Genomic DNA, 23,885 nt, shown 5'->3' with positions numbered 1-23,885 from the left:
TTTCACCTCACGATATCTTGGGGAATTGTAAAACCTCTTTTGAGACATCCACGTAAGATAAAAACATTCTCCTGCAACAATACCTTTTAACACCTAATTCATCTAAGACTTTCCCAGGATCTTCGCCTGCTTTAACTTTTTTCTCATATTCCTCCCATAAATGTCCTATGGGGGCGCCGCAAGTGAAGCATCTCACGGGGAATAGCATCTACTACACCCTACCTGTAGCTCTTCTGCCATCTCCTACGAGCACTGTATCTTCCCCATTTCTTCGACTCTGTCCTCCTAGGGTCGCCGCTCAGCATGTGTCTATCGTACTCTACGAATATCTTCCTGATCTCTTCGTCATTATTAACGTATTCGAGCAATCCCCTAGCTATGGCGGTTCTGCATGCTTCAGCCTGGCTCATTACTCCTCCACCTTGTACGTTTACCCTTACGTCAATCCTCTTGCCCAAGTCTCCAACAAGCATTAGCGGCTCCATGATTTTTACTCTCGCAAGTTCTACTGGAAAAATTTCCAGGGGGACTCCGTTGATCCAAACTCTCCCCTTGCCGGGCTTAATCAATGCTCTAGCGATGCTCGTCTTCCTCTTCCCGGTGGCTACGACTATTTTCATTTTCTCAACGGACGCCTCACTCATTCAAACCCCTCCATCCCAGAGCCTTGGCTACTTCGCTGACGTAAACATATCTTTGTTTAAGCCTAGATACATCGGCTTCTTCAAACCTAACGAATTCTTTTCCTATTAAACTCTTTGGAACACCAACATAGATCCTTAGTCTTCTTAAAGCCTCCCTACCCTTTGGTTGGTCGTATGGGAGCATTCTCTTGATTGCTCTCTTCAGTATCGTAGCAGGGGTCCTGGGTCGGTGAATACCCGATTTTTCGGGATTTCGATGGGTTTTGGCCTTTAAAATGATCTTGTAGCCCTCAATAACCCTGACTCTATCTCCGCTTAAAACAGCCTTCTCGGAGTTGACTATGACGACTTTGTATCCTTCAAGGAGCTTTTTCGCCACAATGCTTGCAAGCCTCCCGAGGATCTGGTTTGATGCGTCTACGAATAATACCTTCTCCCCGCTCAACGCTCTCACCCTATTATCTTGACGTTTGACCCCTTAGGGTTCTCCCTCACAAGCTCCGTGATACTGACCACCCTACATCCAGCTTTCAAAAGCTTATCGTAGGCGGTCCTAGAGAAAGCATAAGCAGCTACGGTTATTTTGTGGTCTATTATTCCAGCACCCAAAACCTTTCCTGGAACAACCACCACGTCCCCGTCAACAGTATGTCTGTTCAGCCTGCTCAAGTTAACAGCTCGGCGCCTCCTAGTCGGCTTCGACAACTCCTCGGCGACGCGCTCCCATATGGGGGCATCGTTCTGTTTAGAGGCTTTCTCCAACTCCTTAATCACTCTTCTCAAAACTATGTTCGTCTTCCTCAACTCAATCATGTTTAAACACCCTTCTCCTTCAGCGCGCTAACGAAATCATCAAGCTTTTTCTCAAGTATTTTAACAGACTCTAATAAAACATTCTTAGCTGATAAAGCACCCGTTAATTCCAGGGTTAAGACGTACTCGTCTTCCTCATGAGCTATCTTGACCGCCCCGGTTGGACACGCGTTCTCACACAACTTGCACATGGTGCAATCCAATACCTTCTCCTTCTTCGCCCTCACTTCCCCCTCACGGAACTCGAAAACCTCCTTGGGGCAGACTTCAATGCACTTTAAGCAATCCTGTGATTTGCAGAGCTTAGGGTTCAGAAGTATTTTAGGGACGTATTTGTGCGCGGCGACTGAGACGGGGCTCCATTTAATATGCTCTCTTCCTCTTCCAAGCCTTGCATATGCTTCAAGCTTTACTTTTTGAGACTTTATTAGCTTTACAATGGGGATTTTCTCGAAAATCGGTTTCACATCGGGGTCGCTTGAAACCAGGGATTCACTGTATAGCGTGACTACCTGGTCTCCTCCTTCGCCCTCGAGGCTTAAGCGTACGAAACAGTCCTCTGAGAACAACCCCTTCTCGCCGGCTTCTCGGCATTCTTCTGGATTCTTGTACTTCTCTAATGCTTCATCACTAGTTAGGGGTATCAGCCCCAGCCTGTGTGCAACATACTCATCGTAGAAGACCGACGAGTTCTCCATGAACGCGACGTAGTCGATGGCCATTGTAGGCACTTCAGCTATTATGACCCTCCTTACGGAGTTTAGGAGCGGTAGGCTGATTCCACTAATTTTCAAGCGGATGAGCAGCGGTTTCTGTTCTAACACCTCTATCTTCAAAGCTAACACACCTATTCTTTAGACTCTTCTACCTCTCCTTCCGCCTGGCCGCCTGGTCGTGTCGTGAGGTATCGGGGTAACGTCCTCGATCCTACCGATGACGAAGCCTGCTCTAGCCAGAGCTCTAATAGCGGCTTGCGCGCCCGGCCCCGGCGTCTTCGACCCGTGGCCGCCTGGAGCTCTTACTTTGATGTGAATCGCAGTGATACCCTTATCCATTGCTTCATACGCTGCTTTTGAAGCAGCTATCATGGCAGCATAGGGGCTCGGCTTCTCCCTGTCGGCTTTAACGACCATTCCCCCACTATACCTGCTCACTGTTTCCGCGCCGCTCAAGTCTGTGATGTGAATAATAGTGTTGTTTAAGCTACTATATATGTGGGTTACTCCCCACTTCAACTCTCTTGAGGAAAACGACATTAGCTACCACCCTCTCCCGCGCTCCTTTCTTTGAATGGGCTGAAAGGAGCATAATCGATAAGGGGTTCCTCCTCGAGCGAAACTATGTATCCGGGCGACTTAATTCTTCTTCCAGCGATGGCTATGTGGCCGTGAACTATTAACTGTCTCGCCTGATATAGCGTCTTAGCCAGCCCCTTCTTATAGACTATCGTCTGCAACCTCCTCTCCAATATGTCTTCAACCCTCAAGTTCAAAGCATCCTCGAGCTTAGCACCCTCTTTGAGAAGGCCAAGCTTCACTAGTTTCTCTATGAGGATCTTCCCCTGTACTTCGCGAACTTCAGCAGGCTCACCAAGCAGTGAGCGCGCCCTGTGACGGTAGTATCGTATAATTGACGAGGCCTTCCACAACTCCCTCTTGTTTCTGAGCCCATATTGGCCAAGCAACTGGGTTTCATATACTAGTATCTCCTTTCTCCATGGATGTCTCGGACCACTCCACTTCTTTCTAGGCTTACGTGGATCACCCATCTACATCACCCCTGCTTCGGCTGTTGAGCCTGCTTCTTCTTTCTAACTCCCACCGTAACTCCCAGCCTACCAGTGGTACGTGTTCTCTGGCCGCGGACTTTCAACCCTAGCGCGTGTCTAACTCCGCGCCAGCTCTTTATCCTCTTTTCTCTCTCAATGTCTTCCTTGACGAAGTAGATAAGCTCAGCACCGATCAAATGCAGGTCTTTTCCAGTTGCATAGTCTTTTCTCCTGTTAAACATCCACGAGGGAATGCCATAAGCCTGCGGGTTTTTCACGAGGGCTTCAATCTTCTTAACTTCTTCATCGGTTAAGTAGCCAATTCGTGTATTGGGGTCTAGGCCGAGAATTCGAGTCACTGCTAAGGAGAAAGCGTAACCTAGACCCTTGACTTCCGCGAGCCCGTACAGTAATGGGAGAGACCCATCTATATCCGTTTCCAACACTCTGATGATCTGCCTGAAAGATTGCTGAGTGCTCACTCTTCCCACCGTTCGGTAAGCAGTATCCTTTAACTAACCATGTAGTAATCTGTTTTTAAGCTTATATCATATTTTAAAACTTACCCTAACTGTTTCCCAGGACCGCGCGTGATTATCTGGACGCCGGGGGCGGGATTCGAACCCGCGCGTCCCGTTAGGGACACTGGCTGCCTGGGGCGATTCTCCAGGCCAGCCCCTTAGACCGCTCGGGCACCCCGGCCCCGTAAATATTCTAGTCTACCGGGGCTTTAAACCCTATCTCTCAGTTTTCAAGCCCAGGGTCTTAGAATGGTTTATCGAGTTATGTTAAAAATGATTAGAGTTCGATCTCCATCCAAATCTCCGGCGGAACTCTTATTCGTATTAATTGCTTCATAACTCTCTCGTCTTCAGCAATATATAGTAGTCTCTTGTGAATTCTCATCTCCCATCTCTCATACTTCTTCTTACCCTCTCCGTGTGGTAGCTTCAGAGTCCTAATCTTCAATTTCTTCGTTGGCAATGGGATGGGCCCCTTCATGCCCACGCCGGTTTTCTTCACGATGTCGGCTATCTTACCTATGAAGTCCTCGAGCACGTCTATATTCGTGCTCCATATCTTGATCTTAACCATTCTCACCGTTGACATAAGCATCATCCTTAAACAATCTCGCTAAGACTTTAAGCATTTTAGGGGTTTAAAAAAACATTTACTTCTTCTGTTGTTCAAAGGGTTTAACTTCAAGTACTTGACCGATTCCTATCGTCTTACCCATGTCACGCATGGCAAACCTTCCAAGCGCTGGGAAGTCGGAATACTTTTCAATTACTAGCGGCTTAATCGGCTTGAACTTCACTACTGCGGCATCACCCTGTTTAACGAACTGCGGGTTCTTTTCAACCTCTTTACCCGTTCTGGGGTCGAGTTTAGCAACTATCTCGGTTATCCGGCATGCTATGCTAGCAGTGTGGACGTGTATAACTGGAGTGTATCCAACTGTTATGGCAGTGGGATGCCATATCACGAAGATACGGGCTGTGAACTCGTCGGCAACTAGCGGCGGGTTGGTCGGGTGGCCAGCAACGTCTCCCCTCTTGATATCCTTGCGCTCGACACCTCTGACGTTGAACCCGATGTTGTCGCCAGGCTCAGCCTTCTCGATCTTGGTGTGATGAGTCTCAATACTTCTCACTTCTCCAATAACGCCCGGCGGGTTGAATATAAGCTTGTCGCCAACCTTCAGTACTCCGGTTTCAACTCTTCCAACAGGCACTGTTCCAACTCCCGAGATGGCGTAGACATCTTGTATGGGTATTCTTAATGGCTTGTCAATAGGTTTGCTGGGGACTTCAAGCATATCCAATGATTCTACGAGAGTAGGCCCGTTGTACCAGGGCGTGTTAGGGGATCTTTCTATGAGGTTTTCGCCAGTCCAGGCCGAGATAGGTATGAAGGGTATCTTTTCAATGTTGAATCCGAGACTCTTCAGGAATTTTCCTAGAACCTCCTTCACTTCCTGATATCTCTTCTCACTGTAAGGTGGCTCGGTGGCATCCATTTTGTTGATGGCGACTATCAATTGGTTGATACCCATAGTCTTCGCGAGAATAGCGTGCTCACGGGTCTGCCCCTCGGGGCTCATTCCAGCCTCGAACTCTCCTTTTCTAGCACTAACGACGAGTATAGCAGCATCTGCTTGGCTTGCACCGGTAATCATGTTTTTAACGAAGTCCCTGTGGCCGGGCGCGTCGATGATGGTGAAGAAGTACTTTTTCGTCTCGAATTTCATGTAAGACAGCGAAATAGTTACTCCGCGCTCACGCTCCTCCTTCATTCTATCTAGGAGCCAAGCGAACTTGAAGCTTTCCTTACCCATCTTCTTGGATTCTTCTTCAATCATCTGAATAGTTTTTTGATCAAAGTAGCCTAGACGGTAGAGAATGTGCCCTGTCATTGTGCTTTTTCCATGGTCAACGTGCCCTATTATTACTAGGTTCAAATGGGGTTTTTGCGATGCAGAGCTCATTTGCATTCACCACACTTGTTTCATGTTCATTGAGTTTAATAAATTGAGTAAGTCTTTTTAAAACCTTTTTACAACTCTGCGTTAACAAGACGCCTGTTCAAGCACCCAGGTGAAGGACGGGTTTTGGCGAAACCTGTTTGGAAGGTATGGTGAAAGAGAATTATCAATGCGTTGGGGTTTGATCAATAAAAGAAGCTACCTGCTGCTCAGAGCTATTCTCTCGATTTCCTCCTTCTTCTGGATCGCGTAGCTCTTGGGATCATTATTAGAAGCCGCTATTATCTCGTCGGCCAGTGCTTCTTCAATAGGTATTGGAGAATTGAAGGCCTTCTCCCTAGCGCCTTCGGTGAGGTGTCTAAGCGCTATGTCTATTCTCCTCATGGGGGAAATGTCCACGGAAACATGGTACGAGATGCCTCCATACATGATTCTCGTAGTCTCTTCCCTAGGAGCAGCGTTCTCAATGGCTCTAACTAGAACTTGTATCGGGTTTTCACCGGTTCTCAGATGTATCAGCTCGAAGGACTTCTTAACGATGTTGTATGCCAAGTGCTTTTTACCCATGTTCTCGCCGGGCCTCATTAACTTGTTGATGAGCCTCTCCACGATGGGTACTTCAGCCTTTCCAAACCTTCTGTGCTCGTGTCTTCCCCCTGTGTGGGGGAGTATGTATGGTTTGAGGCAAATGTACTTCTTCAAGCTTGGGTCTTTTACCTCGATCCCATCGTAGGTCCACTTGCCAAACAGCTTTATCTCGCTTAGTTTCACAACGTGTCCTTCAGTAGCCAATGTAAACACCTGTATAACCTTAATCAGTTTAACAGGCTTTTTAAAATTATTGTAGAGCCAAGACTCTGCCCATGTCTCAAGAAAACACTTTATAAAATCATATATCTATTATCACGGCTTAGGAGGCCTTGCCGTTGGAGCCGCGCTACCTTTTAGTGGAGAAGGTATTTACAGGCGTGTCGGTTGGAGAAGGCAATGCTCCCAGACTGATCCTTCACCTAGAGGACGGCAGGAAATTCTATATGGAGAATGTTTCCTACGACATATTCGTGTCTATTAGGAGGAACCTCGGGGAGGAATTATTTGACGATGAGAGAGCTATGATCACCGATATTATTGAAAACTCGCCGGAGTTCATCGCAACTCTCAGTAGGAATCTCAGGTACGTTGCAATAGACGGATTCAACCCTGAGAAAGGAGTTTACAGTGCTACTGTCGAATTCGCCAATGGGAAGGTTTGCACAAAGCGCGTCATGATCCCCAGTCACGCAATCTATCTCGCTTTGATCACGGGTAAGCCTATATACGTTAGCAAACAACTCGTCGACGAGCAGGAGAGACTATACAGGATATTCGAGGAGCTATCCAGGCTTGAAGACGGGGAGGATGATAGTGAGTGAGATCATTCTTTTTCTTCAATAATAAAAGAGCTCTCATTACCTGACTGGTTTCTGTTTCTTCCCCAGCCACAGGGCTTTCAATGAGACACCGTTGACCATGACCACCTTGTACTTTACACCCGGAATGTCTCCGAGAGAACCGCCCATGGGTCCTCCAATACCCTCTATCACTACTTCATCGTGCTCGTCGATATAGTTCACTCCACCGTCCCATGGAACGAAGGCGGTGACGACCTTTCCATTCTTAACCAATTGAACGCGTACACACTTTCTCAGAGCGGAGTTAGGCTTACGTGACTCGACTCCAACCTTTTCCAGCACAATGCCTCTGGCCATTGGAGCGCCTTCAAGCGGGTCCCGGATCTTACCCTGCTTCTTAAGCATTCTGAGCTTGAAGTCCCTCTGACTCCACCTAAGCTTAAGCCTCTTCCTTTTCAATTTTCTGGCAGAGTACATTCCATATGGTGCTTTTTTCCCTGGCATGGTTCTATCCCTGCACTCTTCTGACTCAAATGGTTTTAAGTATTCTTAAATTTTATGCTATTATGAGAGATTCTATGTTGAAGTGTCTCTTTAAAATAACCTTTGCCTTCTGCACGTTTCTACCGTTTTTCCCGATGGCGAGTCCCTTATCTGATGGGTCTACGGCCACGTATACGACTCTTTCTCCACCGGGCTTTGTGGTCACCTTGATCTCCTTGATCCTGGCTGGCGCAAGAGCGTACCTGACCTGTTCCTCTAAGTTTTCACTGTAGCCGACTATTTCAATGTTCTTGTTTAATATTTTTCTAAGCTTCTGCACGAAGAATCCTTTGGGCCCTATGGCTTTTCCAACATCCTCGGGGTTAACTAGGAATATTACGCGATTCTCAGCTTCATCCATTATACAGTCTCTTACGACGGCTCCGGTAATCTCGTGTAGGAGAGCCATGTATCTGAACTCGTCTGGGGTGATCTTCACTTGCCCCTTCTCCTTACTCATTGCTCGAGACCTCCTTAGCTAGGTCCAATATGTTGGACTGTCCTGGGTCGACGACAACCATTGATGAAACGCTGAACGGCTTTCCAATCAACGCGCCTAGCTCGAAGTTTGTTCCCGGAAACTCAAGCACCGGTATGTTGCCTAGCTTTGCGTAATATTTTAAGTCGTTCTTAACATCCGGGGGCGCGTTGGACGCGATGATAACGGCTTTAGCTTTTCCAAGCAAGACCAGCTTCTTCGACTGCTTGGAACCCAGTCTGTATTGACCGGTTTTGGCCAACACTTGCAAAGCTTTAACCATCTCGACTGTGGTCGCGCTCATTGCGAGTTCTCCTCTCCCTGCTTATCGGTTTCAGGTTTTATCAAGGTTGGAATCATATAAATTTGAACCATCCCTGTCCCTACTGGAATCACTTGCCCCATTATAATATTTTCGGTGATGCCGTAAAGCTTGTCTGACTCGCCCATCGCGGCGGCCTCGAGGAGTTTCTGAACAGTCATTTCAAACGTTGCTCTCGCTAGAACGCTCTGCTTCTCGCCGGCGACCCCCATTCTACCGACTTGTCTAATGTGCCCGGTCCAAGTCATCATGTCGGCCAGCAGGATGATGTGTCTCACGTCGACGTCAAGACCCTGATCGTCTAGGACATTCTTGATCTCCCTGATTATGGCGGCCCTAGCGGCTTCTATTCCGAGGACCTTCTCGATTTCGAAAACATTGTTCGTATACAACCTCTTATAATCTACGCCGGGGACCTTCATCAATTCTTCAAGATTGCTACCTTCAGCGATTAAGACGTATTCCCCTCCCCTCTTCTGAATGATAACTTTGTTTATTCCCCTCACTCCCTTCAGCTTCGTAGACAATATTTTCTGTCTCAGCTTCTCGGTCTTGGAGTAATCAAGCTCCGTCTCAAGGCTGATCTTTATCAAGTGAGGGTTATCAGGATCCCATTCCACATCGCCTATTTTCAGGGATCTCAGGACGTCTACTACAGTTTCAACCGTTACGCCCTTATCCGAGAGCATCTCCTCGTCTAATTCAATGGTTATTCCTTCGAAGGGGGAGATGTTTATTTCTTTTACAACGTTCTCGATCAAAGTGGTCTCGATCGTTCTGGCAACTTCTTTCGCCTTCTCTTCATCATACTTATAGTCGTCCTCCAGGTATATCTCGGTGATCGGGGTCTCGGGCTTCTTCCTAGCATCAACTATCTCTATAAGCCTCGGCAATCCCAGAGTTACGTTGTATTCTCTCAGTCCTGCGTAGTGGAAAACTCTCAGCGTCATCTGAGTGGAAGGCTCTCCAAGGCTCTGAGCAGCAACGGTTCCAACAGCTTCCCCAGGCTCCACTAGGGATGACCTGTATCTTCGCACGACCTCAGCTATTATGGCCTCTATTTCGTCCTCGTAAAGCTCTATCTTACCGGCTAGTTCAATCAATCTATCTTTAACCTCGTTGAACACCTGCGGGCTGACAAGCCCTTCCAGCTTTTCTTTCAGAAGAACCTCCACCTCGGATTTGGATAATGGCTTCCTAGGGCTCACAGCTTCCACCCCACTATCTTTTCGATAACCCTGTTAACATTCACGGCTTTACCGTGATCGCTCTTCATGGGGTCTACACCGTCTTCACCGTAAACGAGCTGGACTAGCTCGCCCGAGGTAGCTCTTACAGTGCCGTCGTACTCTACTCTCAAGTCTTGTAGCGCGTTTATCAGCCTCCTCTGCATGTAACCCGACTGGCTGGTCCTTACAGCGGTGTCAATCAACCCTTCTCTACCCGCGGCTGCGTGGAAGAACATCTCCAACGCTTCTAGCCCGTTCACGAATCCATTTGATATGAATCCTCTCGCCTCTGGGCCGATGTCTTTCGGCTTGAAGTGTGGTAGGGATCGGTGTAAGTATCCTCTCGAAAGCCTCTTCCCCCTCACCGTCTGCTGGCCTAGGAGCGCGGCCATCTGAGTGAGGTTTACAGGGTTTCCTCTCGCACCGGTCCTAGCCATTACGACGACTGGGTTGGTCAGAGTGAAGTATGGAGTAATGGTGTCTGCAACATCGTCCAGTAGCCTCTTCGACAAGAGATCCACTATTTCATCCTCAAGGGTTTCCTCCGGAGTCTTCCCGGGTCTTGGCGTGAGTCTCCCTTCTTTGTATTGTTTGATAAGCTCATCTACGCGAGCCTTCTTGTCAAGTATGATCTGTTTAATCCTCTCCCTGGCTGGCCCCGGTAGTGACAAGTGCGAGTGGCTCATGCTTAAGCCGTATTTCTCGCTCGCCCGTAGGAACATTTTGTATACTTTATCCTTGAATATTCTGCCCAGGTCTTCGCCGTACTCCTTGATCAACCAGTGCACGAGGCTCTCAGGCTCTTCCCTCCCGATACTCGCCTTATCGAGCACGCCCTCTAGCAGAATACCCTTCTTCACAATGATCAAACTGTCGTGGGGACAGTCTTCGTCGACACATCTCAGGGCTGAAGCCCCGGCGAGTTTAGAGTTCCTCCTAAAGTTCATATCCTTAGGTAGGAACACTGATACGAGTTGCTTACCAGTCCAGTACTCCTTCGGCTTTAGAATAGCCGGCTCAGGCATCTCTCCATGATAACCTGCCACCCCTAATAGCTCAGCCACCTCGTGCTTCCTCAGAATGGTGGACTTGCTGGTGAGAATGAACGCTCCGCTTATATAGTCCTGCAGGCCTCCGATGATTGGACCGCCATACCTGGGTGTTAAAATGTGTTTCTCAACAAGCATCAGCATTCTTGCCTCAGCCCTTGCCTCCTCGCTCTGTGGAACATGAAGGTTCATTTCATCTCCATCGAAGTCAGCGTTGTACGGCGGGCATACGAGCACGTTCAGCCTGAGAGTCTTGTAGGGGAGGACTCTGACTACGTGAGCCATCACCGATATTCTATGAAGAGAGGGTTGCCTGTTAAACAATACTATGTCTCCGTCCAGCAAGTGTCTCTCCACCACGTACCCGGGCGCGAGAGACTCCGCCGCAGCCTTCCTGTCGACATATTTCAAGCTTATCTTTCTCCCATCTGGTCTTACAATGTAGTTTGCTCCAGGCCACTTGTCGGGTCCGTTTAAAACCAGTTTGCGCAGTTCTTCTATATTCCACGGAGTAACCTTCTCCGGTATCGTCAGGATCTTTGCCACGACGTCCGGGACTCCCACTTCATTAATGCTCAAATTGGGGTCTGGGCTTACCACCGTTCTGGCTGAGAAGTCGACTCTCTTGCCCCTAAGGTTTCCACGGAACCTCCCCTCCTTCCCCTTCAGCCTCTGGGCGATTCCCTTGAGAGTTTTTCCACCCCTGTGCTTAGCCACCGGGATTCCAGGTGCTTCGTTGTCGAAGTATGTGGTGATGTGGTATTGGAGCAGCTCCCATTCGTCCTCGATAATAGCGCTGGGTGCACCGCTATCAACGTGCTCTTTGAGCCTTGTATTAACTCTAATGATGTCCACTAGCTTATGGGTTAAGTCGTCCTCGCTCCTAATACCCGTTTCTAACAGGACGGATGGGCGGACAGTTCTCGGGGGAACGGGTAGAACGGTTAAAACCATCCACTCGGGACGGGATTCTTCGGGATTTCCTCCCAGGAGCCTAACGTCTTCGTCAGGTATTTTCTCAAGCCTCGTTCTTATATCGGTTGGAGTAAGCTTCTCAAGCCCGGTTTCCTTCTGTTCGAAGAAGGCATGGGGTTTATCCAGCTTGTATCTATACTGCTTAGCTCCGCAGTGAGGGCATTTCATAGTGGCGCTTGCCTTCTTTTTCACGTACTCGTAGAACCTCTTGAGAAGGTATACGAGGTTTAACTCCTCTAGCTCCTTCATTAACGCAAGGTATTCCTGCCTCTCGTTCTCCGGTATCTTTATTCGCCCACACTCCCTGCAGGTGGCTTTGAGATACACCAGTATGTGTTTCGAGAACCCCGCATGGATAACCGGTTTCACGAGCTCTATGTGTCCAAAGTGGCCTGGGCAGGATTCTCGAGTATTACCGCAAATAGGGCAGACCTCGCCGGGCTCTATGGCTCCAAGCCTCTTATCCATCACGCCCCCGTCTATTGGGGCTCCATCGTTATCGTAGACGTCGGAAGTCACTATTTGGGTAACGCTCATTTTTCTAATATCATCGGGTGAGAGTATTCCAAACTTTATCTCCGATATTCTATTAACCATGTCTCCATCACACCTCCTTTCTAGTGTCTTTTACGACGAGTCTTGGCTTGACTCCAAAGCTAAGCAACTCCTGGAGGAGTAGTTTGAACGCGTAGGACATTTCAACGGGTTTTAAGGAACCCTTATCCTTGTGTATCGGACATACGTACTTGCCTTTGTTTCTATCATACCATCCAATATGCCCGCATATTTCGCACACGTAAATCCTTGTGACGTCGCTTCTATCCAATACTGTTTCCCTGAGCAATAGGGATGTGCCGTGTCCGACAAGACAATCAACCTCCATTTCACCCCATCTCAAACCCCCTGCTCTTGAACGACCCTCTGTTGGTTGGCGAGTCAGTATTTGAACGGGACCTCTAGCCCTAGCGTGAACCTTATCGCTAACCATGTGATGGAGTTTCTGATAGTAGACTATTCCAATGAACACTGGAGATTGAATCATCTCCCCTGTTCTCCCATCATACATTACTTCCTCCCCTGAGGGCAGATAGTGGTGTCTCTTTAAAACTAACTCTAACTCCTGAACAGGGGTCTTGTGGAATGGAGTAGCATCTATCACCTTGCCGCTCAAGGCAGCTACTTTCCCGGCAATGCTCTCGATCAACTGTCCAACTGTCATACGGCTTGGGAATGCATGCGGGTTTATCACGAGGTCCGGGACGACTCCGTCCTCCGTAAACGGCATGTCGTATTGTGGAACCAGGAGTCCGAGAACTCCCTTCTGCCCGTGCCTTGAGGCGAACTTATCCCCGAGCTCGGGGATCCTCAGGTCTCTGACGCGCACTTTGACAAGCTTATTGCCCTCGCTGTCCGTGGTTATCAAAACAGTGTCTACTACTCCTTTCTCCTCGTGCCTCATGACGACGCTCGTATCCTGCTTAGTTAAGCCAGCTCCGAGCATGTATTCCTGCGCTCCAAGGAATCTCGGCGGGCTTATCTTTCCGACGAGGACGTCGCCGCCTGCCACCTGGCTTTCAGGCGCTACTATTCCATCTTCCTCCAGCTTTTCATAAGCCCTGAGGCCCCTGTAACCCCTAATATTCGTCGGCGGGATCAGAATCTCGTCTTGCTGACCACCCATGTACTTGTACTCGACGGTGGAGTACAGCCTGAAGAACGTGCTCCTAGCTAGCCCGCGGTCGGCGCTACTCTTGTTCATTATTAAGGCGTCTTCCATGTTGTACCCGGTGAACGTTAGGACTGCTACCACCATGTTCTGGCCTGATGGGCGTTCGTTATATCCTATTACTTCCATTGACCGTGTCTGAACAAGGGGTTTCTGCGGGTAGTGGAGGAAGTGGCCCCTAGTGTCCATTCTCTTCTGGAAGTTGGCCGAGTATAATCCGAGGCTTTGCTTAGCCATAGCTGCTTGATACATGTTTCTCGGGCTCTGGTTGTGCTCAGGATATGGGATTATTGATGCCGTGATGCCTAGTATGGCCGGTATCCATATTTCGGCGTGAGTATGCTCCTGCGTCACTTCGTTAACCGACAACGCTATGTAGGCGTTTTCCTCCTCATCCGGGTCGAGATATTCTATTATGCCCTTGTTCACCAAGTCTTCAAAGCTCATCTCTCCCTGCTTCAACTTCTCGATGTGCGTCCGGCTAAGCTTTACTTCTCCTTTCTCAACTACTAGGAGGGGTCTTCTTATCCTGCCTGGATCAGTATTTACATAAACTTCGTCGAGGTATTCAGTCCTGATATGGGCTACGTTCACCTCGCTGCTCAGCTTACCCTGGCGCCTCATCTTCCTTAACTCCTTCACGAGTTCTTCGCCGTTTGGATGATAGCCTATTAATCTCCCGTTGAGGTATACTCTGCTCCATCCCTCGTATTCGCTGGATAAATCTACTCCCTGCTTGACTGCCTCTTTCACTTCGTCGAGGATTCCTTTCAACGGCTTACCAGTTGATCTATCCGTGATCGTTATCAACGGCTTTACTTGATGCTTGTAGAGAATCGATTCTATCTCGGCATCCGGGACTCCAATGCTGACGTTAACCATTAGGGATAGGTTCTTCACCAATCCAATGTTTGCTCCCTCAGGGGTTTCAAAGGGGCACATTCTACCCCACTGCGTGCCGTGGAGTTCTCTGGCTTCAAAGTGGGGTTGGCCTCTGGAGAGAGGGGATACGACTCTCCTCAAGTGGCTTAGGGTGCTGAGCATGTTGGTTCTATCTAATAGCTGGCTTACCCCGGTCTTGCCTCCAGGCCAGTTTCCAGTCGCCATTGAGTGTAGAATCCTATCGGTTATAACGCTGGGTTTAATCACCATTTTAAGGTCAAGCCTACGGTTTTTAGCCAGGTATTTCTCAGCGCTCTCCTTCAAGTCTTGAGTGAACGCGTTTAAAGCGTTTCGCAACAACACCGATAACAAGTCTCCAGCTAATTTCAACCGCTTATTCCTATAATGGTCTTTATCGTCGGGCTCTCTATATCCCAGGTGTAATTCGATTATTCTCGATATCATTTGACCGATGAAAACAGCCTTCTTTAATCGCGTCTCCTGAGAAGAGTCGGTGCCGATGTGTGGAAGGAGGTTTTCGTCCAGGGCCCGCAAGGCCCTGCGGACTCTCTCCTCGCGGGGTTTTCCAATGGCTATTCTGGAACCTATGAAATCCAGCGCCTCCTCGATCACTTTCTCCCTGTACTTGCTTTCAACCTTTTCAACATCCTCTGGGGGTAATCCCTCGGGGACTTCGAGCTTCGGGAATATTTTCTGAGCCTCTGTTATAGAGGGGAGCAGGTGGACTTGGATTTCAGGGTTTAAGCTCACGGCGTTCAACATTTCAACCTCGCTCGCAAGGCCTAGGGCTGCCATGAGTATTACAACCGGTATCTTGTGTCCCTGGAAGTTCGCGTATAGTAGGCCGTCTTTTCTCCGCTCGATGACGAGCTGGCTCCTCTTACCCTTTGATACGCTGATTATTTTGGCTAAGTGAGTGTAGGATGAGCCCTCTGGAGCCACATCCGTTATAATGTTGTTGCTTGCGAGGTCTTCTTGAGCAACGAGCACTTTTTCACTACCGTTGATTATGAAGTAGCCGCCGGGGTCCTTGGGGTCCTCCCCTATATTGATTAGCTCTTGAGCGCTCATCTTCCTCAACGGGTCAATGCTTGACTTCAGCATGACGGGGAGATCCATGAGCTTTAATTCCTGCTCTCTCGACCTACCCGTTTCATCCGCGTACCTGATTTTCACCATTACCGGCGCTGCGTATGTAAGGTTCCTGAGCCTACACTCCATTGGGGTCTTCTTCTCAGCAATGCCCTCTAGGGTGATCCATTGTGGCTCGCCTATGCTGTAGTCAACTATCGTTATCTTAACATCCTCAGTGATCCGGACCTCTTTAAACTCGTTCAACATTTCCGGGAGGAGTTCCCGAATAAATCTATCATAACTGTCCAAGTGCTGTCTGACAAGCCCTTTCTCCTCGAAATACTTCTTCATAACTAACCATAGATCGTCCACTGTCAGCTGACCGCTCATGGTCGTTAAGCCTCCGCCTTCTTGGTAACATCTACCACAACATATCTATAGGCGACTGATGTGCCAGCTGTAGGACTCTTCCTGTAGATTCTAATGATGTCGCCCGGCTTAGCTCCAATAGCTTTGACCACAGGATCATCGATGGAAATCCATGGAAGTTGCCAGGGCTGTAGGCCAAGTCTCTTAAGGACCTCAGTTGCTTCTTTATGATTGAGAACCTCGTGCTTTGGAACTAGTTCATGCTCCAGAATATTAACTCCCTTCTTCATAATAAGCACCTTAAACAGGGGAAACCGGACATATCCTCCTGGTTTATCAAATCTTAGACAGATTTTTAAAAATATCGTTTAAACTCCCTATAAATATGTTCGCAAAATGGGAAAGAAGTGGACCGGCCGGGAGTTGAACCCGGGACCTCTCGGATGCCAACCGAGCGCTCTTCCAGGCTGAGCTACCGGCCCATCATCACATAGATAAGTTCTTACCGGGTTTATAAGGATTAACTGCTCTCGTCTTTTTTACCGAGCACAACAGGCGTCTTTATCCAGACGTCTAGTTGCGGGAACGGTATTGTTATTCCTGCCTCGTCGAGCGACTTCTTTATCCTCCACAACAAGTCTTTGGTGACCGGGTAGACGAGTTGCCGGGGGGCCCACACTCTCACCGTGATGACTACCCCGCTGTCAGCCAGCTTCGAGACGAACACGTCTGGGGGCGGCTCCGCGAGAACGTATGGATGGTTGGCTATCGTTTGCTGGATGACTTTGTAGGCTTTCTCAGCGTCATCCTTATAAGCTATTGAAACATTGAACTCTGTCCTCCGGGCTACTGCTTTGCTCAAGTTTTGAATTACTGTGGAGAGGAGCTGACTGTTAGGCATCGTCACCAGTATTCCGTCGAAGCTTCTGATTTTAGTGAACATCAGCGAGACTTCGATAACCTCGCCCATGGTGTTCCCAATGGACACTATTTCTCCGGGCTGAATTATTCTCTCAGCCATTATGTATAAGCCGGCGAAGAAGCTGGCCATTAAGGGTTGAAGCGCGACACCTACTATGATGCCGGCGAATCCTCCAGCTATTATTAGACCCGACAATTCTATCCCGAGGTAGCTTAGCGCAGAGGATAGCGCGATAAGCAGAATTATGTAATACATCGTTCTCGAGACCAGGCTCGCGATATTTTTCGCGTAGAATCTAGCGCTGATCTTGAAGACCGTTCTACGTATTATCAACGCTATTAGGTAGCCAACCGCGAACACCGCTATGGCTATGATTACTCTCCACGCCTCCGGATTCCTCAAGAAAGATAATAGCGGCTCGGCCAGCGAGTTCATGCTAATACCCCCATAACATTTCAGTAGACAGTGGCATCAGTAGCCCTCTGAACACTCTCGGCTCTTCCAGCTCGTCGCAGCCGCTACAGGGTTTCTCCTCGTAAGTAATAGATGCATGCTCGCTCGAAGTAATGGTCATTCTAATATTCTGGGTATAGCACTCCAGCGTACCGGTCACGTAGAATATTTTCAAGGGTTTTCCATCAAGGAGTATTCTCCCGACCCTGGCGAAATCCTGGGTTTTATTGAATATGGATACTGTCGATGTGCAGTAGTTTGGCTCCGGCTTAATATTGTCACCGGTCAGGGGATCCGCCATCACGTACCGGGCAACGTGGCCAGCTGCCTCAACCGATGAAATAATGGGTCCGTAGAGGGCAAACTTGTATGAGGTGTGCAACGGTATTACATCTATCATTTCATAGTAATCTCCGCTGAAGGCGTATATGGCTAGGTCAACTGGTAACCGTATCGATAGTTTTATAGATGATTTAGGCGACACTACGATTGGCTTGCTGAGATATACGATAATATAGCTCGTCATGTATGATGGGTGAAACAGCGGATACATGGGGCGAGTCTCGATTATGGCGTTTCTATCGAGAATAATCTCCCTGGTATCGCTGTCGATCGTTCGAACGTATTTCAAATAGTTGCCTGAACGCTCAACTCTTATTAAGGCTTTCCCAACCTGTAAGATATCTTTTATTACTACTCCGTACATCAGGTTTCGACCGTCTCTCCACCGTTTCCCTAGAAATTATGAGACTAATAGTTTATAATGAAACCTGATGGGATTTAGAAACGTCGAGTTGAAACACCTTTGCTTCAGTGACCCGCTATGAGCGACATTATTGATGAATTGATTAAGAAGAGAGGAGTTGCCTCGAAAATATTTCGCGATAGAGAAGTATTACACCCGGACTACGTCCCCGACCACCTCCCCCACAGGGAGGAAGAGATTAAGAGGCTTGCCGAACACTTGATAGTTGTATCGCAAGGCGTGAGGCCAAGCAACGTCTTAATCTACGGGTTAACGGGTACTGGTAAGACGGCCGTAGCCAAGTATGTCGTTAAAAAGATTGTTGAGAAATCCGCATCGCTTGGGGCTAAGCTTAACTATGCTTACGTCAATACCCGGAAAGTTGACACAACTTACAGAGTTATAGCTGGAATAGCTTCGAGCATGGGCCTCAGGATCCCTCATACTGGGCTAGCTGTCAGCGAGGTTTACAGGAGATACGTTAACGCCTTGGAGAACTGGGGCGGGCTCCACGTAGTGATCCTGGACGAGATAGACTATTATGTTAGAAGGGAGGGTGATGACCTGCTCTACAAGCTCGTTAGAATCAACGAGGAGTTGTCGAGCTCTAAAGTAGTCCTAATAGGGATCACCAACGATATCAATTTCGTAGAGAATCTCGACCCGAGGGTCAGGTCCAGCCTCGGCGAGGTGGAAATGGTATTTCCACCCTACAATGCCGAGCAACTATACACTATCTTGAAGCAGAGGGCTGATAAGGCGTTCGTGCCGGGAGCCATAACGGATGGCGTTATCTCGTACTGCTCCGCTCTGGCCGCGAGAGAGCATGGAGATGCTAGGAGAGCATTAGAGCTCTTAAGGGTTGCAGGGGAGATTGCTGAGAGGGAGAACGCGAGCGAGGTGACTGTAGAGCACGTGAAGAAAGCCTCCATTGAAATAGAGGAAGGCAGAGTCTACCAAACGGTGACAGTTCTACCTCTCCACCAGAAGCTCGTCTTAAAGGTGATAGTGGACATTGTGAAGGAGAAGGGTTCGGCGACAACGGGCGAGGTATATCTTGCCTATATGAACAAGGTAAGGGAGCTTGGCTTCGAACCCCTGACTCAGCGGAGGGTGAGCGAAATCATATCACAATTAGACATGATGGGGCTTATTGTTGCTGAAGTGGTTAACAGGGGTAGGCACGGGGTCACTAAGATAATTAAGGTTAAACCTGACATAATCAAGAACATTGAGGACGCGTTGAAGGATTCGGGATGAAGTCGGAAGGATTTGACGACGGGTTTTTCCCGGCATGGTTCAAAGGAGGCAGGGGGGCAACGGTAGTAGCAGGCGTCGAGCTCGAGGAGAACCTTCTAACCAGGGTAGGCTACGGGAGGGTCGTGGTCGACGGCAGGGAGAGTTCACGCATCATCATTAACATATCCAAGATGATGGCGGGAGAACTGGTCTTCCTTGATGGAGTGACGTACTCTGGGTTCGACGTAGTGGATCCTGACTGGATTTTCCAAGAGACTGGTAAACCAGTCATAGTGGTGCAGCACTATCCCTTGGACCTTAACAGGATAAAGGGGGCGTTGCTCAAGCATTTTCCCGACGGCGGCGAGAGGTTTGAAGTAATTAAGAGGGTTGCATCATCAATGAGTTACGTCGACACGCCGTGGAAGCCTGTTCAAATATATCACGTGGGATTGTCCTTTGACAAGGCAGTTGAGGCTTACAAGAAGGCATGTATTTACAGCCCCATACCCGAGCCCTTGAGAGTCGCCGACATGCTCGCCTCTAGCATATCCAAACTAGTTCACCAACAGAGGAGTTTGTTTTTAATAACTGGTTGAAAATTCTCATTATAAACGGGTGTTTCAATGCTTAAAGAACCTCGTGACAAATGCGTCGAATCTATCAGCGTCCTTAAGAAATATGCAAGTAGTGTTGAAATCGAGAAGCTGGCAAGGATAAAGAATTGTGAACTACTAGATTGGATCAAGCAGGTAGCAGAACACTTGAATCCCTCCTCGATATTTGTCAATACTGGTTCAAGAGAAGACCTCGATTATATTCGTAGAAGAGCCGTTGAAAACGGAGAGGAGTATGTGTCACGCTACAACTCCTTGCACACGGTTCACTTCGACGGCATTAAGGACTTGGCCAGGGATAGAGGAAACACGAAGATCATGACTAGCAGAGGGGTTCAAATACCTTTGGTTAACAGTGGTGATCGAGAGGAGTTGAGAAACGAGGTATGGCAAATCTATCGGGATATAATGAGAAGCAAGGAGATGTACATAGGCTTTTACTGTTTTGGACCAAGGGGTTCCCCATTCACCCTACTAGGAGTCCAGGTCACTGACTCGGCCTACGTGATTCACAGCGAGAACATCCTCTACAGGGTTTGCTATGAGGAGTTCACACGCTCGGATAGTATCGAGTACATGAGGTTTCTCCACAGTTCCGGCGAGAGAGACGAGAACGGGTGGAGCAAGAACGTTTCTAAGAGGAGGATATACATTGATCCGGAGGAGATGATTACATACAGCGTCAACACTCAGTACGCGGGCAACACGGTTGGGTTGAAGAAGCTCTCGCTGAGGCTGTGCGTGTATAAGGGATTTAAGGAGGGGTGGCTGTGCGAGCACATGTTCATCATTGGAATGAAGGGCGGCGGCGACAAGGTAGCTTATTTCACGGGGGCTTTTCCAGCTGGCTGTGGTAAAACCTCTACTGCTTTAATGTCGGATCTCGTGGTTGGCGACGACTTAGCAATCATAAGGAACGTGAACGGCGAGGCCAGGGCCATTAACCCGGAGATAGGCATGTTCGGAATCATCGATGGTGTTAACCCCGTTGACGATAAAGAGATTTACGAAATACTGACCTCGAGGGAAACGGAGGTAATCTTCGCCAACGTCTTATACACTGAAGACGGCGATGTATGGTGGAACGGTAAGAGTGAAGAACCAAGGCCAGGGATAAACTACGCGGGAAAATGGCGGCCGGGGATTAGGGATGAGAACGGGAAGGAGATTCCCCCGTCTCATCCGAACGCAAGGTTCACAACGAGCATCTTCTACCTCAGTAGAGTAGACCCCAGAATAAATGATCCCATGGGAGTCCCGGTCTCAGGGATGATTTTCGGGGGGAGAGACTCGGACACGTTGCCTCCCGTCGAGGAGGCTTTCAACTGGGTTCACGGAATCGTGACTAAGGGGGCTTCACTCGAATCTGAGAGAACCACGGCAGTGCTGGGGCAGTCAGGTGTTAGGGAGTTCAACCCTTACGCCATCCTAGACTTCCTCTCGATATCTCCGGGTCAGTTCACCGAGCTCCACTTTAGATTCGCGGAGGGGCTTTCAAGACAGCCAAGGATTTACGGGGTAAACTACTTCCTAAGGGACAAGGATGGCCGATTCTTAACGGAAAAAGTCGATAAAAAAGTCTGGTTACGCTGGATGGAGAAAAGGGTTCACAACGAACTCGACGCACTGGAGACCCCCACAGGGTATGTTCCACTCTACAATGACCTTGTTGAGCTGTTTAGAAAGGAGTTGAACAAGGAGTTCAGCGAGCACTTGTATGAGAAACTATTCAGCGTGAGAGTGAGCAAGCTCTTGGAGAAGATAGAGAGAATATGGGTCACTTACTCTGAAATCCCAGATACCCCGAAGTTATTCTTTGACGTGCTGAGGGAGGAGAAGGGAAGGCTGGTAAAGGCGAGGGATAAGTACGGAGACCCTGTTAGCCCATTCAAGCTTGACAGAGCATAGGATTTCGAGTGTAAAGGAGAAAATTTATGCGGGCCCGCCGGGATTTGAACCCGGGACCTACGGGTTAAAAGCCCGCCGCTCTACCATGCTGAGCTACGGGCCCAGGCTATTATTGAATTAATCTGAATAGGCTTTTAAAACATGCTGTCCTTTAAAAGAAAGTTTAATCGATGAAAGATTAAAGATTAAAAAGCTCGTCAAGATTAATTGATACTGATAGCCGGGTCGTCTAGCGGCCAAGGATGCGGGGCTCTGGTCCCTTCGGCCAGGGGGAGAACCCCCGTGACCGGGGTTCGAATCCCCGCCCGGCTACTATCTCTCCCGCGGGTCTTACTACTTCCACGCTGTCATGTAGTTTACTACTTCATCGGGTACCTTGCCTTCTAATGCTTCCTTGATTGATTCGTCGATTATCTCAACGGCTCTATCTAGGTCTTCATATGGAATCGTGAGCGGTGGGGCGATCCTCAATACATTGCCATACTTCCCATAAGTCATCATTATGAGTCCCTTCTCCCAAGCCCTCCAGATTATTTTCAGAGACAGCGTCCTGTCGGGTTGTTTCGACTTTTTATCCTTTACAATGTCTACTCCTAGCATGAGGCCTAATCCTCTGACGTCCCCCACTACCTCGTATCTATCCTTGAGCTCGTTCAATCTCTTCAAAAGGTACTTGCCTTTCTCTCTCGCTGCTTCATCTAGTTTGTTTCTCAACACGTATTTAACAGCCGCGATTGCTCCTGCGACAGACGACGCGTGAGCAGCCGAGGTGGCGAAGAATGATTGCGGGGGAGCCGACTCGACAATCTCCCTCCTCCCCACTACCGCTGAAACAGGCATCCCGCCCCCGAGGGCTTTTCCGAGGACCACCAGGTCGGGTTCAACATTGAAGTGTTCTATTGCAAACAACCTACCAGTCCTACCCATACCGGTTTGGACTTCATCATCTATCAACACTATCCCGTGCTCCTCGGTTATCTTTCTAATCCCCCTCATGAAGTTTTCAGGCGGTACGAGGACTCCCCCATCCCCTTGGATGGGTTCTATTATTAGTGCGGCGAAGGATTCGCCAGCGTATCTCTTGAAGAACGATTCAGCCATGGATAGGTATTCCTCGCCGCATTGTTCGGGGTCATCTATATTGTTGACACACCTATACGTATCCGGGAACTCGAGGAAGTAGACGTTGTGGAAGGGTATAACGCTCCTCAGCTCAGGGTCGAAAGAACCCCCCACTGCTATGTCGAGGGCTGTAGTCCCATGGTATGAGTATGTGAACGAGGCTATCCTCGGTCTCCGAGTATATGCTAGGGCCGCTTTCAAAGCCGTGTCATTAGCGTCTCCCCCGCTCAACCCTATTATTACCTTCTTGTCGTAGCTCCAAGGGGTTATGTTGACCAAGAGTTCTGAGAACTCTGCAACAGGTTCGTGATACAAGTACAAGCAGTAGTGGATGAACCTGTCTAAGTGGTCTTTAACGGCTTTTACCACTTCCTCATTGGAATGCCCGATATTATACGATGCGGCGCTAGCTAGGAAGTCTATGTACTCGTTTCCATCAGCATCCCATATTCTCGCATTCTTAGCTCTCGCAACGGCGATTGGGAAATATTTGAATGCCTGACTTTGTGAGACATACTTCTTGTATTTTTCGACAACGGGAATACTCTTATCTAGTTTCTTTGCAGAAGGGATTTTGAGCGAATTATCCATTAATATCACATGTTAAGATCTACGTTTAATAGTTAATAATCTTGTCTAGCTCGACGGTATGTGGGGAATTCGTAAAAACGGTATCGCGAGGTTTCACGGGTTTTTAAGCTGATTTAAACCATGCTACTCAAACTTGAATAGACCAGTTTTCTCAACACTCCCTCTACCACTTAGCCATCCAATGATGCCGATCAATATGACTATGGCTACGACGATCAAGTGGGCTATGTACCTGTATCCTAAGTAAGGGTCGCTCCCAACGACATCTCCAATGTTGGTTGAAAATCCCAGCATCAACAGTAATCCGCCAAGCACTATGAGGGATATAATCCAGACGATCATGCTAGCGTCTCTCTGTGAAGGAGGAACTTCAAACTCGACCATTAGACCACCATGATAATATATGTTATCTCTACTTGTATTTAAACCTTTTAAGCCCATCCCACCTCTATAGGCTGAATCTTTGCGGTAAAGTATTTATATTTACAATGATAAAATATTAAGATTTGTAGGTGAAGA

At 48.4% G+C, this 23,885-nt stretch carries 26 protein-coding genes and 4 tRNA genes; 5 read left to right on the top strand and 25 right to left on the bottom strand.

All coding sequences use genetic code 11. The features are described 5' to 3' along the window. Positions 1 to 7: 7 nt before the first annotated feature. The 12 genes from QXH45_05965 to QXH45_05910 all read right to left on the bottom strand — a co-directional run bounded on the left by QXH45_05965 (position 8) and on the right by QXH45_05910 (position 6,502). Positions 8 to 208 (bottom strand): DNA-directed RNA polymerase subunit N, encoded by a 201-nt coding sequence (locus QXH45_05965; GenBank protein ID MEM2078790.1) that lies wholly within the window; start codon positions 206 to 208, stop codon positions 8 to 10. Between the two features lie 10 nt (positions 209 to 218). Continuing rightward, positions 219 to 644 carry a 30S ribosomal protein S9 gene (locus QXH45_05960; GenBank protein MEM2078789.1) on the bottom strand — a complete coding sequence of 142 codons (426 nt, stop codon included), beginning with the start codon at positions 642 to 644 and terminating at the stop codon, positions 219 to 221. Further along, positions 637 to 1,089 (bottom strand): 50S ribosomal protein L13, encoded by a 453-nt coding sequence (locus QXH45_05955; protein ID MEM2078788.1) that lies wholly within the window; start codon positions 1,087 to 1,089, stop codon positions 637 to 639. The genes QXH45_05960 and QXH45_05955 overlap by 8 nt, the downstream gene beginning before the upstream one ends. 5 nt (positions 1,090 to 1,094) lie before the next feature. Beyond that, the gene (locus QXH45_05950; protein MEM2078787.1) at positions 1,095 to 1,457 is read right to left on the bottom strand and encodes a 50S ribosomal protein L18e; all 363 of its coding nucleotides are present in this window, start codon (positions 1,455 to 1,457) and stop codon (positions 1,095 to 1,097) included. A 2-nt stretch (positions 1,458 to 1,459) separates the two neighbouring features. After that, positions 1,460 to 2,302, bottom strand: a complete 843-nt coding sequence (locus tag QXH45_05945; protein MEM2078786.1) for a DNA-directed RNA polymerase subunit D — start codon at positions 2,300 to 2,302, stop codon at positions 1,460 to 1,462. A 9-nt stretch (positions 2,303 to 2,311) separates the two neighbouring features. Further along, a complete protein-coding gene (locus tag QXH45_05940) occupies positions 2,312 to 2,713 on the bottom strand; it encodes a 30S ribosomal protein S11 (protein ID MEM2078785.1) in 402 nt (133 codons plus the stop codon). Further along, positions 2,713 to 3,225 carry a 30S ribosomal protein S4 gene (locus tag QXH45_05935; GenBank protein MEM2078784.1) on the bottom strand — a complete coding sequence of 171 codons (513 nt, stop codon included), beginning with the start codon at positions 3,223 to 3,225 and terminating at the stop codon, positions 2,713 to 2,715. The genes QXH45_05940 and QXH45_05935 overlap by 1 nt, the downstream gene beginning before the upstream one ends. A gap of 5 nt (positions 3,226 to 3,230) precedes the next feature. Further along, on the bottom strand, positions 3,231 to 3,707 hold the full coding sequence (locus tag QXH45_05930) for a 30S ribosomal protein S13 (GenBank protein MEM2078783.1): 477 nt from the start codon (positions 3,705 to 3,707) through the stop codon (positions 3,231 to 3,233). 121 nt (positions 3,708 to 3,828) lie between these two features. Then, a tRNA-Ser gene (locus QXH45_05925) sits at positions 3,829 to 3,927 on the bottom strand. Between the two features lie 96 nt (positions 3,928 to 4,023). Further along, positions 4,024 to 4,335: a 30S ribosomal protein S10 gene (gene rpsJ / locus QXH45_05920; GenBank protein MEM2078782.1), complete on the bottom strand. Its 312-nt coding sequence runs from the start codon at positions 4,333 to 4,335 to the stop codon at positions 4,024 to 4,026. Positions 4,336 to 4,396: 61 nt separating this feature from the next. Next, complete coding sequence (tuf, locus tag QXH45_05915) at positions 4,397 to 5,713, bottom strand: translation elongation factor EF-1 subunit alpha (protein MEM2078781.1); 1,317 nt, start codon at positions 5,711 to 5,713, stop codon at positions 4,397 to 4,399. A 195-nt stretch (positions 5,714 to 5,908) separates the two neighbouring features. Continuing rightward, positions 5,909 to 6,502: a 30S ribosomal protein S7 gene (locus QXH45_05910; protein ID MEM2078780.1), complete on the bottom strand. Its 594-nt coding sequence runs from the start codon at positions 6,500 to 6,502 to the stop codon at positions 5,909 to 5,911. Between the two features lie 128 nt (positions 6,503 to 6,630). On the opposite strand from QXH45_05910, the gene QXH45_05905 reads away from it, so the two are divergent. Then, positions 6,631 to 7,122 (top strand): hypothetical protein, encoded by a 492-nt coding sequence (locus tag QXH45_05905; protein MEM2078779.1) that lies wholly within the window; start codon positions 6,631 to 6,633, stop codon positions 7,120 to 7,122. Between the two features lie 36 nt (positions 7,123 to 7,158). On the opposite strand, the gene QXH45_05900 is transcribed toward QXH45_05905, so the two are convergent. The 10 genes from QXH45_05900 to QXH45_05855 all read right to left on the bottom strand — a co-directional run bounded on the left by QXH45_05900 (position 7,159) and on the right by QXH45_05855 (position 17,850). After that, a complete protein-coding gene (locus QXH45_05900; GenBank protein ID MEM2078778.1) occupies positions 7,159 to 7,605 on the bottom strand; it encodes a 30S ribosomal protein S12 in 447 nt (148 codons plus the stop codon). Positions 7,606 to 7,657: 52 nt separating this feature from the next. Next, positions 7,658 to 8,104 (bottom strand): NusA-like transcription termination signal-binding factor, encoded by a 447-nt coding sequence (locus QXH45_05895; protein MEM2078777.1) that lies wholly within the window; start codon positions 8,102 to 8,104, stop codon positions 7,658 to 7,660. Beyond that, positions 8,097 to 8,426: a 50S ribosomal protein L30e gene (locus tag QXH45_05890; protein ID MEM2078776.1), complete on the bottom strand. Its 330-nt coding sequence runs from the start codon at positions 8,424 to 8,426 to the stop codon at positions 8,097 to 8,099. Before QXH45_05890 ends, QXH45_05895 begins: the two co-directional genes overlap by 8 nt. Beyond that, positions 8,423 to 9,652 carry a DNA-directed RNA polymerase subunit A'' gene (rpoA2, locus tag QXH45_05885; protein MEM2078775.1) on the bottom strand — a complete coding sequence of 410 codons (1,230 nt, stop codon included), beginning with the start codon at positions 9,650 to 9,652 and terminating at the stop codon, positions 8,423 to 8,425. The genes QXH45_05890 and rpoA2 overlap by 4 nt, the downstream gene beginning before the upstream one ends. Continuing rightward, positions 9,649 to 12,294, bottom strand: a complete 2,646-nt coding sequence (locus tag QXH45_05880) for a DNA-directed RNA polymerase subunit A' (GenBank protein MEM2078774.1) — start codon at positions 12,292 to 12,294, stop codon at positions 9,649 to 9,651. The genes rpoA2 and QXH45_05880 overlap by 4 nt, the downstream gene beginning before the upstream one ends. Before the next feature lie 7 nt (positions 12,295 to 12,301). Further along, entirely contained in the window at positions 12,302 to 15,790 is a 3,489-nt protein-coding gene (locus QXH45_05875) for a DNA-directed RNA polymerase subunit B (protein ID MEM2078773.1), read from the bottom strand. 5 nt (positions 15,791 to 15,795) lie between these two features. Further along, positions 15,796 to 16,059: a DNA-directed RNA polymerase subunit H gene (locus tag QXH45_05870; GenBank protein ID MEM2078772.1), complete on the bottom strand. Its 264-nt coding sequence runs from the start codon at positions 16,057 to 16,059 to the stop codon at positions 15,796 to 15,798. 118 nt (positions 16,060 to 16,177) lie between these two features. Further along, positions 16,178 to 16,251 (bottom strand) — tRNA-Ala (locus tag QXH45_05865). Between the two features lie 38 nt (positions 16,252 to 16,289). Next, positions 16,290 to 17,126 (bottom strand): mechanosensitive ion channel family protein, encoded by an 837-nt coding sequence (locus tag QXH45_05860; protein ID MEM2078771.1) that lies wholly within the window; start codon positions 17,124 to 17,126, stop codon positions 16,290 to 16,292. Position 17,127: 1 nt separating this feature from the next. Next, positions 17,128 to 17,850 (bottom strand): DUF432 domain-containing protein, encoded by a 723-nt coding sequence (locus QXH45_05855; GenBank protein ID MEM2078770.1) that lies wholly within the window; start codon positions 17,848 to 17,850, stop codon positions 17,128 to 17,130. Between the two features lie 117 nt (positions 17,851 to 17,967). Between QXH45_05855 and QXH45_05850 the strand changes: the two genes are divergently transcribed. Genes QXH45_05850 through QXH45_05840 form a run of 3 tightly spaced genes read left to right on the top strand, consistent with a single transcriptional unit; the run spans position 17,968 to position 21,653 of the window. Further along, complete coding sequence (locus tag QXH45_05850; protein ID MEM2078769.1) at positions 17,968 to 19,149, top strand: orc1/cdc6 family replication initiation protein; 1,182 nt, start codon at positions 17,968 to 17,970, stop codon at positions 19,147 to 19,149. Then, a complete protein-coding gene (locus tag QXH45_05845; protein ID MEM2078768.1) occupies positions 19,146 to 19,727 on the top strand; it encodes a DUF99 family protein in 582 nt (193 codons plus the stop codon). Before QXH45_05850 ends, QXH45_05845 begins: the two co-directional genes overlap by 4 nt. A gap of 27 nt (positions 19,728 to 19,754) precedes the next feature. After that, positions 19,755 to 21,653: a phosphoenolpyruvate carboxykinase (GTP) gene (locus tag QXH45_05840; GenBank protein MEM2078767.1), complete on the top strand. Its 1,899-nt coding sequence runs from the start codon at positions 19,755 to 19,757 to the stop codon at positions 21,651 to 21,653. Between the two features lie 29 nt (positions 21,654 to 21,682). Here the strand turns inward: QXH45_05840 and QXH45_05835 are convergent. After that, a tRNA-Lys gene (locus tag QXH45_05835) sits at positions 21,683 to 21,756 on the bottom strand. A 115-nt stretch (positions 21,757 to 21,871) separates the two neighbouring features. On the opposite strand from QXH45_05835, the gene QXH45_05830 reads away from it, so the two are divergent. Then, positions 21,872 to 21,965 (top strand) — tRNA-Gln (locus QXH45_05830). Between the two features lie 21 nt (positions 21,966 to 21,986). Here the strand turns inward: QXH45_05830 and QXH45_05825 are convergent. Together QXH45_05825 and QXH45_05820 are read right to left on the bottom strand one after the other, a co-directional pair. Next, on the bottom strand, positions 21,987 to 23,366 hold the full coding sequence (locus QXH45_05825; GenBank protein ID MEM2078766.1) for an aspartate aminotransferase family protein: 1,380 nt from the start codon (positions 23,364 to 23,366) through the stop codon (positions 21,987 to 21,989). Positions 23,367 to 23,489: 123 nt separating this feature from the next. Then, positions 23,490 to 23,750 carry a hypothetical protein gene (locus QXH45_05820; protein MEM2078765.1) on the bottom strand — a complete coding sequence of 87 codons (261 nt, stop codon included), beginning with the start codon at positions 23,748 to 23,750 and terminating at the stop codon, positions 23,490 to 23,492. Positions 23,751 to 23,885: the final 135 nt, after the last annotated feature.

Source organism: Thermosphaera sp. (assembly GCA_038827615.1).
GTDB lineage: Archaea > Thermoproteota > Thermoprotei_A > Sulfolobales > Desulfurococcaceae > Thermosphaera.
This window is presented reverse-complemented; position numbering and strand designations above follow the sequence as displayed.

Bases quoted from the DNA above. Each gene is read 5' to 3' on its own strand.
- QXH45_05965 (MEM2078790.1), bottom strand. From the start codon at position 208: ATGCTATTCCCCGTGAGATGCTTCACTTGCGGCGCCCCCATAGGACAT.
- QXH45_05960 (MEM2078789.1), bottom strand. From the start codon at position 644: ATGAGTGAGGCGTCCGTTGAGAAAATGAAAATAGTCGTAGCCACCGGG.
- QXH45_05950 (MEM2078787.1), bottom strand. From the start codon at position 1,457: ATGATTGAGTTGAGGAAGACGAACATAGTTTTGAGAAGAGTGATTAAG.
- QXH45_05940 (MEM2078785.1), bottom strand. From the start codon at position 2,713: ATGTCGTTTTCCTCAAGAGAGTTGAAGTGGGGAGTAACCCACATATAT.
- QXH45_05935 (MEM2078784.1), bottom strand. From the start codon at position 3,225: ATGGGTGATCCACGTAAGCCTAGAAAGAAGTGGAGTGGTCCGAGACAT.
- rpsJ (MEM2078782.1), bottom strand. From the start codon at position 4,335: ATGTCAACGGTGAGAATGGTTAAGATCAAGATATGGAGCACGAATATA.
- tuf (MEM2078781.1), bottom strand. From the start codon at position 5,713: ATGAGCTCTGCATCGCAAAAACCCCATTTGAACCTAGTAATAATAGGG.
- QXH45_05900 (MEM2078778.1), bottom strand. From the start codon at position 7,605: ATGCCAGGGAAAAAAGCACCATATGGAATGTACTCTGCCAGAAAATTG.
- QXH45_05895 (MEM2078777.1), bottom strand. From the start codon at position 8,104: ATGAGTAAGGAGAAGGGGCAAGTGAAGATCACCCCAGACGAGTTCAGA.
- QXH45_05890 (MEM2078776.1), bottom strand. From the start codon at position 8,426: ATGAGCGCGACCACAGTCGAGATGGTTAAAGCTTTGCAAGTGTTGGCC.
- QXH45_05880 (MEM2078774.1), bottom strand. From the start codon at position 12,294: ATGGTTAATAGAATATCGGAGATAAAGTTTGGAATACTCTCACCCGAT.
- QXH45_05875 (MEM2078773.1), bottom strand. From the start codon at position 15,790: ATGAGCGGTCAGCTGACAGTGGACGATCTATGGTTAGTTATGAAGAAG.
- QXH45_05870 (MEM2078772.1), bottom strand. From the start codon at position 16,059: ATGAAGAAGGGAGTTAATATTCTGGAGCATGAACTAGTTCCAAAGCAC.
- QXH45_05860 (MEM2078771.1), bottom strand. From the start codon at position 17,126: ATGAACTCGCTGGCCGAGCCGCTATTATCTTTCTTGAGGAATCCGGAG.
- QXH45_05855 (MEM2078770.1), bottom strand. From the start codon at position 17,850: ATGTACGGAGTAGTAATAAAAGATATCTTACAGGTTGGGAAAGCCTTA.
- QXH45_05850 (MEM2078769.1), top strand. From the start codon at position 17,968: ATGAGCGACATTATTGATGAATTGATTAAGAAGAGAGGAGTTGCCTCG.
- QXH45_05845 (MEM2078768.1), top strand. From the start codon at position 19,146: ATGAAGTCGGAAGGATTTGACGACGGGTTTTTCCCGGCATGGTTCAAA.
- QXH45_05840 (MEM2078767.1), top strand. From the start codon at position 19,755: ATGCTTAAAGAACCTCGTGACAAATGCGTCGAATCTATCAGCGTCCTT.
- QXH45_05825 (MEM2078766.1), bottom strand. From the start codon at position 23,366: ATGGATAATTCGCTCAAAATCCCTTCTGCAAAGAAACTAGATAAGAGT.
- QXH45_05820 (MEM2078765.1), bottom strand. From the start codon at position 23,750: ATGGTCGAGTTTGAAGTTCCTCCTTCACAGAGAGACGCTAGCATGATC.